The sequence below is a fragment of the Nocardia sp. NPDC051570 genome, assembly GCF_044454005.1.
Classification (GTDB): Bacteria; Actinomycetota; Actinomycetes; order Mycobacteriales; family Mycobacteriaceae; genus Nocardia.
In genome coordinates this window covers 166,554-178,625 of record NZ_JBITDI010000008.1, presented here as the reverse complement: position 1 = coordinate 178,625, position 12,072 = coordinate 166,554, and the positions used below count along the sequence as shown (strand labels likewise).

12 protein-coding genes are annotated in these 12,072 nt (G+C 68.2%); 11 read left to right on the top strand and 1 reads right to left on the bottom strand.

Translation table 11 applies throughout. The features are described from left to right. Positions 1-161 precede the first annotated feature (161 nt). A complete protein-coding gene (locus tag ACIA76_RS21760) occupies positions 162-344 on the bottom strand; it encodes a hypothetical protein (protein WP_397153661.1) in 183 nt (60 codons plus the stop codon). Between the two features lie 6 nt (positions 345-350). Between ACIA76_RS21760 and ACIA76_RS21755 the strand changes: the two genes are divergently transcribed. The 11 genes from ACIA76_RS21755 (at position 351) to ACIA76_RS21705 (ending at position 12,059) form a co-directional block, all read left to right on the top strand. Next, complete coding sequence (locus ACIA76_RS21755; RefSeq protein WP_397153660.1) at positions 351-2,021, top strand: hypothetical protein; 1,671 nt, start codon at positions 351-353, stop codon at positions 2,019-2,021. A gap of 39 nt (positions 2,022-2,060) precedes the next feature. Then, positions 2,061-2,858, top strand: coding sequence for a hypothetical protein (locus tag ACIA76_RS21750; RefSeq protein WP_397153659.1), 798 nt, complete (start codon positions 2,061-2,063; stop codon positions 2,856-2,858). Beyond that, on the top strand, positions 2,855-3,793 hold the full coding sequence (gene miaA, locus ACIA76_RS21745; RefSeq protein WP_397153658.1) for a tRNA (adenosine(37)-N6)-dimethylallyltransferase MiaA: 939 nt from the start codon (positions 2,855-2,857) through the stop codon (positions 3,791-3,793). The genes ACIA76_RS21750 and miaA overlap by 4 nt, the downstream gene beginning before the upstream one ends. Continuing rightward, positions 3,790-4,617, top strand: a complete 828-nt coding sequence (locus ACIA76_RS21740; protein ID WP_397153657.1) for a TrmH family RNA methyltransferase — start codon at positions 3,790-3,792, stop codon at positions 4,615-4,617. Before miaA ends, ACIA76_RS21740 begins: the two co-directional genes overlap by 4 nt. 11 nt (positions 4,618-4,628) lie before the next feature. Further along, positions 4,629-5,510, top strand: a complete 882-nt coding sequence (dapF, locus tag ACIA76_RS21735) for a diaminopimelate epimerase (protein ID WP_397153862.1) — start codon at positions 4,629-4,631, stop codon at positions 5,508-5,510. Between the two features lie 97 nt (positions 5,511-5,607). Then, positions 5,608-7,101, top strand: coding sequence for a GTPase HflX (hflX, locus tag ACIA76_RS21730; protein ID WP_397153656.1), 1,494 nt, complete (start codon positions 5,608-5,610; stop codon positions 7,099-7,101). A gap of 123 nt (positions 7,102-7,224) precedes the next feature. Next, the gene (locus tag ACIA76_RS21725; protein ID WP_397153655.1) at positions 7,225-8,037 is read left to right on the top strand and encodes a lysophospholipid acyltransferase family protein; all 813 of its coding nucleotides are present in this window, start codon (positions 7,225-7,227) and stop codon (positions 8,035-8,037) included. A gap of 119 nt (positions 8,038-8,156) precedes the next feature. Beyond that, a complete protein-coding gene (locus ACIA76_RS21720) occupies positions 8,157-9,302 on the top strand; it encodes an acyl-CoA dehydrogenase family protein (RefSeq protein ID WP_397153654.1) in 1,146 nt (381 codons plus the stop codon). A gap of 174 nt (positions 9,303-9,476) precedes the next feature. Next, positions 9,477-10,496 (top strand): NADP-dependent oxidoreductase, encoded by a 1,020-nt coding sequence (locus ACIA76_RS21715; protein ID WP_397153653.1) that lies wholly within the window; start codon positions 9,477-9,479, stop codon positions 10,494-10,496. Between the two features lie 161 nt (positions 10,497-10,657). Then, positions 10,658-11,473 (top strand): alpha/beta fold hydrolase, encoded by an 816-nt coding sequence (locus tag ACIA76_RS21710; RefSeq protein ID WP_397153652.1) that lies wholly within the window; start codon positions 10,658-10,660, stop codon positions 11,471-11,473. A gap of 124 nt (positions 11,474-11,597) precedes the next feature. Next, a complete protein-coding gene (locus ACIA76_RS21705; protein ID WP_397153651.1) occupies positions 11,598-12,059 on the top strand; it encodes a GNAT family N-acetyltransferase in 462 nt (153 codons plus the stop codon). The last annotated feature ends 13 nt before the right edge of the window (positions 12,060-12,072 follow it).

The following is a 12,072-nucleotide window of genomic DNA, read 5'->3' as shown; positions in this document are numbered from 1 at the left end:
AGATTTGCCGTGTCTTGTTACGGGTGGCGCTGCGACCGGGGTTGCTGTGAGGTGCGAATAGCGGTGGGAAGTGCGGTGTTGGGGGTTGCGGGGCAGATCGTGAGCGGGCCGTACGGTTCTGGGCCGGATCGGGCCCCGGCCTGCGGAAACTGATCGGTCGATCAGCTCGCGTCGGTGCCGGCCGCGGCGTTTGCCGAACTGTTACCAACATCGTTGCCCGAGATTGTCCACGCGCCGTGGGAATTCCGGCAAATGGCTGATCGGTCTCGGCGGAGGACGAGATTTCCCTCGATAGCCGACATGTCGCCCAGATGCTCGAGTCGGCGGTCGCGATCGATCATCATTGCCGCATGCCTCCTTCTTCGACTCTCCGCAGCGGGGCTGCGGTTGTTCTGCTCGCGCTGTCGGTGGCCGCCTGCGGTGGTCACGCCTCGGATCCGGACGCGGCCCGTGCCGGGGGGAATTCGGGGAAGGGCGATTCGGGTGCCGACGGCGGCGGCGTGCCCGACTACACGCCCACGGGACCGTTGCTGGCCGATATCGGGTTCCGTCCCACGGCCGACGGTTTCACCTTCCGCAACTACGGCAACGAGCACAATCCGACGAATCTGACCCCGAACGCGATGCGCGCACTGTTCGGCGACAAGATCTGCGACAACATCGTCGACGGCGGCTGCGCGCTCACCCCGCAGGCCGAGGCGTGGATGCAGAAGCAGAACGAGGATATGAACGGGGGCCACTGCCAGGGCATGTCGATGACCAGCCTGCTCATGTACGGACATCGGTTGGACGCGGGCCAGTTCGGCGCTGCCCGGGCGGGCGAGCTGAATCTGGACGGCAATCCCGGGCTGCAGGAGATGATCGCGCAGCAGTTCGTGGGCCAGTATCTGCCGGAACTGCAGGACGCCCAGGTGAAGGGAACGCCCGCGCAGATCGTCGATCGGCTCGTCGCCGACCTGAAACCCAGTGGGCCGGAGACGTATTCGCTGGGCTTCTACAAGTCGGACCACACCGGCGGTCACGCCGTCACCCCGTACGCGGTGGAGGACAAGGGCGAGGGTAGGGTCGCGATCCTGGTCTACGACAACAACTTTCCCGGCGTCACCCGTCATATCGATGTCGACCGGAATGCGAACACCTGGCAGTACGAGACGGCCTCGAATCCGAACGAGGCGGCCGCGGAGTACCGGGGCGACGCCGAGTCCGCGACCCTGGAACTCGACCCGGTCAGCAAGCAGCTGGGAACCCACGAATTCCCCTACACCGCACAGATTCCCCGGGGCAGCGCCGCCCCGATGGGACCGCCGGTCACGGTCTATCTCGAGGGCGATCCGATCCGGCACGGTCATCTGCTGATCACCGACGACCAGGGGCGCCGCATCGGCTACGCGGACGGCAAGCGGGTCAACGAGATTCCCGGCGCGCGGTTCGTCGATACCAGGGCGGGCACCGCCGACTACGCCATCGAGCCGGACTACACATTGCCCGCGAACACCCACTTCGTGATCACCGTCGACGGATCCGGGCTGACCGCACCCGACCGCACCCATGTGGGCATCATCGGCGACGCGTTCGCGGTCGATGTGAACGACATCATGCTCGCCCCAGGCTCCCGATCGACCATCGATACGGCTGTCGACGGCGACCGGGTGAGCTACACCTCCACCGATGCCCAATCGCCCGCCATCGAGATCGGCGAGAACTATCAGCAGGCCGGTTACATCTTCGCCGCGCGCGAGGTGCCGGTCGGCCCGGGCGGGACGGCGACGGTCACGCTGCCGTTGAACCGCAACGTCTTCACCATCGACACCGGCGCATCCGGTAAGGCGGGATCGGTGGCCGTGCGGATGGAGCGCATCGACACCGCCGGCACCCGTACCTTCACCCGTGACGCGGTGCCGGTGACGCCCGGCGGCAGCGCCGCCTTCGACTACGACGAATGGGACGGCGGCGGTAAATCCATGGGGCTGACCGTGTCCGAGAACGGAAAGGCCACGACCACCCGCCTGCCGGCCAACTGAGCGTCGGGCCCGCCGGAGCCGCCAGCTACGGTTGAGCACGTGTTCCGTGTCGCCGCGTTGATCCCGTCGCCGCCCATCCTCATACCCGAACTGTGTGGTGGGCGGCCGCTGGTGGATCCGGCGCATCCGGCCGCGGAGGTGCCCGCGCTGCGCGCGGCCGTATTGTCGGCCGGACGGACGTTGGCCGAGCGGGCCGGGCACTGGATCATCGTCGGCGCCGGCGCTCACCCGGCGGTATTCGGACCCGAGACAGTGGGCACCTTCCGCGGCTTCGGGGCCGATGTGCGGGCCGGGCTTTCGCGGTTCGCGCTGTCCGGTGCCGCCGCCGACCCGAGCCTGCCGCTGGCCGTGCTGGGCGGGGCCGCACCCGATCCGATGCTGCCGCTACCGGTGTTGATCGGCGGCTGGGTGCGCGGGCAGGTCGCGCCCGCGGCCGTGGCGCAGGCCCGGATCGTGGCATCGGACGCGCCCACCGAGCGCTGCCGCGAGGTGGGCGCGACGCTGCGCGCGGAGCTGGACGCGCGCGAGGAGGACTGCGGGGTACTGGTGGTCGCCGACGGCGCGGCCACGTTGTCGCTGCGCGCGCCCGGCTATCTGGATCCGCGTGCGGAGGCGGTGCAGGCCGATATCGACCGGGCGCTCGCGGCCGGGGATCGGGAGGCCCTGGCGCGGTTGGATATCGAGCTGTGCGCGGAGCTGGAGGTGTCCGGCCGGGCCGCCTTCGGAGTGCTCGCGGGTCTGTTCGATACCGCACCCGAGGTAGAAACCCGTTATTCCGCAGCACCTTTCGGTGTCGGTTATCAGGTGAGCGTGTGGCGCCCGGGCGGTGCGGTATGAGCAAGCCCATCGCGGTCATCGGGCCGACCGCCACCGGAAAGTCGGATCTGGCACTGGAATTGGCGCAGCGCCTGGACGGCGAGATCGTCAACATCGACGCCATGCAGTTGTATCGCGGCATGGATATCGGCACCGCGAAACTGCCGCCCGCGCAGCGCCGCGGTATCGCGCATCATCAGCTCGACGTCCTCGAGATCACCGAAACCGCCACCGTCGCGGCGTATCAGACCTCGGCCCGCGCCGATGTCGAGGCCGTCCTGGCGCGCGGGCGCGTCCCGGTGATCGTCGGCGGTTCGATGATGTATGTCCAAGCGCTGCTGGATGATTGGGATTTCCCGGCCACCGATGCGGATGTGCGGGCGAAATGGGAGGCGCTGCTGGCCGAGGGTGGGGTCGGGGCCGTGCACGCGGCCCTGCGCGCGGCCGATCCGGTGGCCGCCGACACCATCCTGCCCACCGACGGCCGCCGCATGGTCCGCGCGCTCGAGGTCGTCGAACTCACCGGCCGTCCGTTCGCCGCCTCGCAACCACAGATCGGTGAACCGCGGTGGGGTGCACTGATTCTCGGAGTCGATCGCGAGACGGCCGAACTCGACGCGCGCATCGAGGCGCGCACCGCGAAGATGTTCGCAGACGGATTGGTCGAGGAGGTGCGCGGCCTGCTCGACCGCGGCCTGCGCGCGGGCCAGACGGCGCGCCGGGCGATCGGTTATGCACAAGTCCTGGCCTACCTGGACAACGAATACGACCTGAGACATGCGCAGGAGCGCACCCTCATCGGCACCCGCCGCTATGTGCGGCGCCAGCGATCATGGTTTCGCCGGGACCCGCGGGTGCGATGGGTCGACGGCGCCGATCCGCGGCTGGTGGACACGGCGCTGGCACAGGTGCGCGCCCACGCATCCGGCGACGATCAGGAACGAGTTCGGCAGTGACCACCCGTAATGCCGCGGTCGGTGAATGGCAGGCCTACCTCACCAACCGCACCACACGCCATCGCGACGGCCGATTCCTCGTGCACGGCCGCGCCGCGCTCACCGCGGCCGTCACCGGCGACTGGCCGCTCGAGACCCTGCTGTACCGGCTGGGTCCGCCGGAACTGCCCCGCTGGGCGCGGGAACTGCTCGGCGACAGCGGCGCGCCGAATATCGGCCTGGTGCCGGAGCTGATGGCCGAACTGGACGAATCCGCCACGGGCACACCGGATCTGGTCGCGGTGGCGCGGATCCGCACCCCCAGCCTGGACGATTTCGCGCCGGGCGCGCCGGGGGATCGGCATCCGCCGGTCGTCGTGGTGATCGAACGGCCCGGATCCGCGCTGCGGCTGGGCAGCGTGATTCGCACCGCGCACGGCTTCGGGGCCGCGGCGGTGGTGATCAGCGGGACCGGGGCCGATCACTACGATCCGCGCTGCGTGCGGGCCTCGGAGGGCGCGTTGTTCGGCATTCCGGTGTTCCGTGTGCCCGGCGCGGCGCCCGTGCACGACTTCTGCGATCGGCAGGCCGGGCGCGATATCGCGACCTGGATCGTGGGCATCGTGCCCGGTCGCGCGGGCGCGGCGACCCGGGCGGTGTACGAGCAGGACTTCCGGGATGCGACGATCGTGGTGATCGGCGACGAGGCCGACGACCTGGGCCCGGTGTGGCGCGAGGGCTGCGACGAGCTGGTCTCGATCCCGGTCGAGGGGGCGGTCGCGGCGCCGTGCGCGGCATCGATCGCCCTGTATGAAATCTTCCGGCAGCGCAGGACGTTCCAGTAGGGGATATGGATATCGAATTCACCAAGGGCCATGGCACGCAGAACGACTTCGTCGTGCTGCCGGATCTCGACGTCGCGCTCGAGCTGACCGTGGATCGGGTTGCGGCGCTGTGTGATCGGCAGCGCGGCATCGGGGCCGACGGGGTGCTGCGGGTGGCGCGGGCCGGTGCGCTGCGCGCGGCCGGGGTGCTCGACGCGCTGCCCGAGGGCGTGGCCACCGACGACTGGTTCATGGACTACCGCAATGCCGACGGTTCCATCGCCGAGATGTGCGGGAACGGGACGCGGGTGTTCGCCCACTATCTCGTCGCGACCGGCCTGGATAAGCGTGACGAATTCGTGGTGGGCAGCCGGGCCGGGGCCCGGCCGGTCACCGTGCACGGTTACGACGATGTCGTCGGCGAGGTGACCGTCGGCATGGGCCGGGTGCGGACCCTGGGCGATTCCACCGCGACGGTCGGTGGCCGCGCGCTGCCCGGCCTCGGCATCGACGTCGGCAATCCGCATCTGGCCTGTGTGGATTCGGAGCTGACCGCCGCCGCGCTGGCCACGATGGACCTGAGCGTCCCGCCGGGCTTCGATCCCGAGCTGTTCCCGCACGGGGTGAACATCGAGATCCTCACCGCCCTCGACCCCGCCCGCTCGGTCGATATGCGCGTCTATGAGCGCGGCGTGGGCGAAACCCGTTCCTGCGGAACGGGAACCGTGGCCGCGGCCGCCGCAGCCCTGTCCCGCGAGGGCTTCGCCCTCGAGACCGATACCGGCGAGGTCCGCGTGCGGATCCCCGGCGGCGAGGTGACCGTCGGCATCGATGCGGGCCGCGCCACCCTGCGCGGCCCCTCGGTCCTGGTCGCCTCGGGCCGCCTCGCCCGCGCGTGGTGGGCGAGCCTCTGACGGACTCACCCCTGCACCCCCTATGTTCGCGGCCCGCTTTCGGCCGGGAAATAACTCGGATGCGTCATGTCGTTGAGTCGTGGGACCATGGAGGCATATGAGGAAATCAGAGACGTACGAGTTCACGCCGGTCGAGGAACTCGACAAGGAGCAGGGCGGTAACGGCTGGGCGCCGGAACCGACCGTCGGCGAGCTGCAGCTCGACGAGCGCAGTGCGCTGCGCCGCGTCGCCGGGCTCTCGACCGAACTCACCGATATCACCGAGGTCGAGTACCGGCAGCTGCGCCTGGAGCGCGTGGTGCTGGTCGGCGTCTGGACCGAGGGTAAGGCGGCGCAGGCCGATGCCAATATGGCCGAACTCGCCGCACTCGCCGAGACCGCGGGCTCGGAGGTGCTGGACGCACTGATCCAGCGCCGCGACAAGCCCGATCCGGCGACCTACATCGGCTCGGGCAAGGCCGAGGAGCTGCGCGCCGTCGTCCTCGAGACCGGCGCCGACACCGTGATCTGCGATGGTGAACTGACCCCCGCCCAGCTCAACGCGCTGGAGAAGGTCGTGAAGGTCAAGGTCATCGACCGCACCGCGCTGATCCTGGACATCTTCGCCCAGCACGCCACCTCCCGCGAGGGTAAGGCGCAGGTCTCGCTCGCCCAGATGGAATACATGATGCCGCGCCTGCGCGGCTGGGGTGAGTCGATGTCGCGGCAGGCCGGTGGTCGTGCCGGTGGCAGTGGCGGCGGCGTGGGCACCCGTGGTCCCGGTGAGACCAAGATCGAAACCGATCGCCGCCGGATCCGCGAGCGAATGGCCAAGCTGCGCCGCGAGATCCGCGAGATGAAGACCGCGCGCGACACCAAGCGCGGCCGCCGCGATGCCAGTGGCATCCCGTCGGTGGCGATCGTCGGCTACACCAACGCGGGCAAGTCCAGCCTGATGAACGCGCTCACCGGCGCGGGAATCCTGGTGCAGGACGCACTGTTCGCGACCCTGGATCCGACCACCCGCAAGGCCGCCCTCGAGGACGGTCGCGAGGTCGTGTTCACCGACACCGTCGGCTTCGTCCGGCATCTGCCGACCCAGCTGGTCGAGGCGTTCCGGTCCACCCTGGAGGAGGTCACCGGCGCCGATCTGCTGCTGCATGTGGTGGACGGTTCGGATCCGATGCCCGATCAGCAGATCAAGGCCGTGCGCGAGGTGATCACCGACGTGCTGCGCGAATCCGATGACGTCGCGCCGCCGGAACTGATGGTGGTCAACAAGATCGACGCACTGGACGCGACCGAGCTGACCCATCTGCGGGCCCAGCTGCCCGGCGCGCTGTTCGTCTCGGCGCGCACCGGCAGCGGCCTGGACGAGCTGCGCGTTCGGCTCGGCGACATCCTCGGCAAGCTGGATGTGGAGGTCAGTGTGCTACTGCCCTATACGCGCGGCGATCTGCTCGCCCGCGTGCACTCCGACGGCCGGATCCTGGAATCCAGCCACGAGGAGGGCGGCACGCTGGTGCGGGCCCGGGTACCGCACGCGTTGGTCGGGGTACTGTCGGAGTTCGCGTTCGCGAGCACCACGGGGGCCGCGGGCCTTTCGGACTGAAGCTTCCATAATCGGTATCACCCTGCCGTTTTCGTTACGATGGCGTTATTGAAAACGACTGCAGGGAGGGTGCTTTTGTCTGGAAACGATTCTCCGGCAACGCCACTCAGCGATGGCGCGCCGTTGCACATCTCGTGGGGTGATCTCGATCGGCTGATCGCCGATTCGCTGACCGCCCCCGTGCGTGCCTGGACCAGCCCGCGCTTCTACGGGCTGGACAACATTCCCGACGAGGGGCCGGTGCTGCTGGTCGGCAACCACACCCTGCTCGGCGGTGTCGACGCGCCATTGCTGGTGCACGAGATTCTGGCCCGGCGTGGACGTTTGGTGCGCGGACTCGCCGAGAACGTGCTGATGCGGCTGCCGCCGGTGCGCGATCTGGTGCACCGGATGGGCAGCGTGCGCGGCAATCGCACCAACTGCCGCACGCTGCTGGCCAACGGCGAGGCGGTCATCGTCTTCCCGGGCGGCGGCCGGGAAGCCATGCGCCGCAAGGGCGAGAAGTATGTGCTCAAGTGGGAGGGGCGCACCGGATTCGCGCGGATGGCGATCGAATTCGGCGCGCCGATTCTGCCGGTGGCCATGATCGGTGCGGACGATGTGTTCGATGTCGTCTTCGACGGCGACCATCCGGTCATGTGGCCGCTGCGCCGGGCCGTCGAGGCGCTGGGTATCCGCCGCGAGCTCACCCCGCCGCTCATGCGCGGGCTCGGGCCGACCTGGATTCCCCGGCCGGAGCGGTTCTACTACTCGGTCGGTTCGCCGATCGAGACCACACCGTGGAGCGACGCCGGCGATGTCGACGCGGCCGCCGCCGAACTCCAGGCGGTGGTGCGCAAGGCGCTCGAGGAGGAGCTGAAGTTCCTGCTCGACGAGCGCGGGCGCGACTCGGGCCGCACGCTGTGGGGACGGGTGCGCGGGGCCGTCGGAGTCTGAGGTGTTTACCGGCGTTCAGGTCGCCAACGATGTCGATCTGACCCTCACCTACAAAGGTGAGGGCATTTTTATGCGATCTCAAGTGAACGACGATTCGAGTTCCGGGTACCGTATGTGACATGGAGCGCACCCTTTTCGAGCCCGAACACGAGCTGTTCCGGGAGTCGTTTCGCAAGTTTCTCGATCAGCACGCCGCACCGAACCACGCGCGGTGGGAGGAACAGGGCATCGTCGACCGCGAGATCTGGCTGGAGGCGGGCAAGCAGGGCTTCCTCGGCATGGCGGTGCCGGAGGAGTTCGGCGGCGGGGGTGTGAAGGATTTCCGCTACAACGCGATCATCACCGAGGAAGTGTCCAGGGCGCAGTATTCGGGGCTGGGCTTCGGGCTGCACAACGACGTCATCGCGCCCTATCTGCTGGAGCTGGCCAACGACGAACAGCGCGGCCGCTGGCTGCCCGGCTTCTGTTCCGGCGAGATCATCACCGCCATCGCGATGACCGAACCCGGCACCGGTTCGGATCTGCAGGGTATCAAGACCCGCGCCGTCCGCGACGGCGACGACTGGATCCTCAACGGCGCCAAGACCTTCATCACCAACGGCATCAACTCCGACATCGTGATCGTGGTGGCACAGACCGATCCGGAGAAGGGGGCGATGGGCTTCTCGCTGTTGGTGGTCGAGCGCGGCATGCCCGGCTTCGAACGCGGTCGCAATCTGGACAAGATCGGGCTGAAGGCCCAGGACACCGCCGAGCTGAGCTTCATCGATGTGCGGGTGCCCGGCAAGAACCTGCTCGGCACCGAGGGGCAGGGCTTCGTCCACCTCATGCAGAACCTGCCGCAGGAACGACTGTCGATCGCCGTGATGGCCGCCGCCGCGATGGAGGGCAGCCTGGCGGGCACGATCCAATACGTGCGCGACCGCAAGGCCTTCGGCAAACCCATTGGCGCCCAACAGAACACCCGCTTCGTCCTCGCCGAACTCGCGACCAAGACCACCGCCGTCCGCGTCTTCGTCGACCGCTGCATCGAACTGCTCAACCAGGAGAAGCTGACCGTCGAGGAAGCCGCCATGGCCAAATGGTGGAGTACCGAGGAACAACTCGACCTGATCACCAAATGCCTGCAGCTGCACGGCGGCTACGGCTACATGCGCGAATACCCGATCGCCAAGGCCTATATGGACGCCCGCGTCCAAACCATCTATGGCGGCACGACCGAAATCATGAAGGAGATCATCGGCCGTTCGCTGAAGCTGTCGTAACAGCCATGCCCCGCAGCCGATCTCCCGCCACCGTCGGATCGTCGAAGCTCGCGCCGGTATCGACCTGGTTACCCGCGACGATCACCCCGTTGGCCGCTCGGTCCGTTCACCGACCCGCGTGGCGTGTCGAGGCCCGGCACGCCGAGGTGGGGCGGGAGTTGGTTTGATGGGCTGATGGTGCAGACAACGCAGATCGTGCTTGCCTCTCGGCCGAGCGGAATGCCGGCCGAGCAGAACTTCCGGACAGAAACCGTCGAACTCCCCGCACCCGGCGCGGGCGAGGCGCTGCTGCAGACGCTGTATCTGTCGTTGGACCCCTATATGCGCGGGCGGATGAGCGATGCGCCCTCCTATGCGCCGCCGGTGCGCATCGGGCAGCCCATGGTCGGCGCGACCGTGTCGCGGGTGCTCGAATCCACCGACCCCGCCCTGGCCCCCGGCGACACCGTGCTCGGCTACGGCGGATGGCGCAGCCATTCGGTGGAGCCGCTGCGGCAGCTGCGCAAGCTGGACGCCACGGTTGCACCGGTCACCACCGCGCTCGGTGTGCTCGGCATGCCCGGCTTCACCGCCTATTCCGGACTGCTCACCATCGGCCGCCCGCAACCGGGGGAGACGGTCGTGGTCGCCGCGGCCACCGGCCCGGTCGGATCGGCGGTCGGTCAGATCGCCAAGATCAAGGGCGCGCACACGGTCGGCATCGCCGGTGGGCCGAAAAAGGTTGCGCTGCTGAAGGATCGGTTCGGCTTCGATATCGCGCTCGATCACCGCGCCCCCGATTTCGCCGACCGGCTCGCGGCCGCGACCCCCGACGGTATCGACGTCTACTTCGAGAATGTGGGCGGTGCGGTCTTCGACGCCGTGCTGCCGCGCCTCAACCCCTTCGCCCGCATCCCGGTGTGCGGCCTGGTCGCGGACTACAACGCCACCGAGCTGCCGCCCGGTCCGGATCGGCTGGGCCGGTTCATGTCGACCGTGCTGCGCAAGAGCCTCACCGTGCGCGGCTTCATCCAATCCGAATTCGCGCCCGATCAGTTCGGGGATTTCCTCTCGGAGATGGGCGGGTGGATCCGCGATGGACGCGTGCACTACCTCGAGGACATCGTCGACGGGCTCGAGCATGCGGTCGAGGCGTTCGGCGGACTATTGGTCGGCAAGAACCTCGGCAAGCTCATCGTCGAGGTCGCCGACTGACCGGAGCCGACTGCACCGATCGGGCCGAATTGCCTTGTGCACTAGACCGAATCGTCGCATTCGACATGCGCGGACCGACCATGGCGGCGGCGCCCGGACTCGGCCATTCTGGTAGTCGGGGTGCACTCACTCACCCCGTTCGCCATCGAAGGAGCTGGCCGATGACCGGATGGAATCGTATCGAGCGCGGTACCGGTGCGCCGCTGGTGCTGTTGCACGGGGCGGGCGGGGCGGTGGGGAACTGGCTTCCGGTCCTGGATCGGCTCGCCGAGCGCCGCCGCGTCATCGCCCTGGATTTCCCGGGATTCGGCCGCACGCCCTTTCCGGAAGGTCCGGAATTCACCATCGATTGGGCCATGCGGCAGCTGGCCGCGGAATTCGATCGGCTGGGCCTCGACGAGCCGGTGGATCTGGTCGGCAATTCGATGGGCGGCTGGTTCGCGCTCGAGGCGGCCAAACTCGGCATGGCCCGATCGGTGGTCGCGCTGGCGCCCGCCGGACTGTGGCGCGGCGTGGGCATGCCCGGATTGCTGTACGCACAGTTCCAGTCCGCCTTGACATTCGGTCTGTGCACCCGCGGCGTCGGCGGCCTCGCCCTGCACCTCGCGCCGATCCGCATGGCCGGGCTGGCCATGGTGACCCGCCATCCCGAGCGCATCCCCAAACGCGCCGCGATCGATATGATCCGCGATCTGGACCGCTCGCACCGGGCGCTGCGACTGGTCGTGCACCACGCCCGCTCATTGCGCTTCGAGGGTGGCCAGCGACTGCGGATTCCGATCACGGTCGCCTTCGGCAGCCATGACCTGATGTTGCTGCCTACGGTGAGCCAGCACCGCGATCAACTCCCGCCCCACACCCGCTGGGTCACCCTGCCCGATTGCGGCCATGTGCCGATGTCGGACGCCCCGGAACTGGTCGCACGCACCATCCTCGACGGCATCGAGATCACCCGGGTGCACGAACTCGGCGCATAGCGATCCGGGCGTAACTTTCCGCAGTGCGACAACGACCTAATAGTAGGTGCCTACACTGATCTCGTTCGGTGTAAGGAGTCTAGGCTGGACAACGAACGGCTTATCCCTTGGCGCTAGGGAGCACATGGAGAGCACGCAGGTTCCGCAGCCGGAATACCGGCAGGCTTGCTTCACCGATCTCGAAGCCATCGCGGCCATCGAGGACGAGGTCTTCGACGAGCCGTACAAGTACCTCATGCTGCGGCAACTGTACGATTTGCACGGATCGGACTGGCTCGTCGCCGAGCTGAACGAGGCGGTCATCGGCTATGCGCTGACCCTCGAGAAGGCCGGGCGGGCGCTGCTGTTCACCTTCGCCGTGGCCAAGCGGTTCCAGTTCCGTGGCTACGGCCGGGCATTGCTCGAGCACACTCTCGAGCGCAGCCGGGCAAACGGTGTCGAGGTCGAATACCTGACCGTGCGACCGGACAATCTGGCCGCCTCCAATCTGTTCAAACAGGCGGGCTTCGTCTTCGTGGCGCACGACGAGCGGTACTTCGGTTCCGGCGAGCCGCGCGACGTCTACGAATTCCACCTGCACGCCTGACCGCGGCGTCCGC

Bases quoted from the DNA above. Each gene is read 5' to 3' on its own strand.
- ACIA76_RS21705 (WP_397153651.1), top strand. From the start codon at position 11,598: ATGGAGAGCACGCAGGTTCCGCAGCCGGAATACCGGCAGGCTTGCTTC.
- ACIA76_RS21720 (WP_397153654.1), top strand. From the start codon at position 8,157: ATGGAGCGCACCCTTTTCGAGCCCGAACACGAGCTGTTCCGGGAGTCG.
- ACIA76_RS21755 (WP_397153660.1), top strand. From the start codon at position 351: ATGCCTCCTTCTTCGACTCTCCGCAGCGGGGCTGCGGTTGTTCTGCTC.
- ACIA76_RS21760 (WP_397153661.1), bottom strand. From the start codon at position 344: ATGATGATCGATCGCGACCGCCGACTCGAGCATCTGGGCGACATGTCG.
- ACIA76_RS21710 (WP_397153652.1), top strand. From the start codon at position 10,658: ATGACCGGATGGAATCGTATCGAGCGCGGTACCGGTGCGCCGCTGGTG.
- hflX (WP_397153656.1), top strand. From the start codon at position 5,608: ATGAGGAAATCAGAGACGTACGAGTTCACGCCGGTCGAGGAACTCGAC.
- miaA (WP_397153658.1), top strand. From the start codon at position 2,855: ATGAGCAAGCCCATCGCGGTCATCGGGCCGACCGCCACCGGAAAGTCG.
- ACIA76_RS21715 (WP_397153653.1), top strand. From the start codon at position 9,477: ATGGTGCAGACAACGCAGATCGTGCTTGCCTCTCGGCCGAGCGGAATG.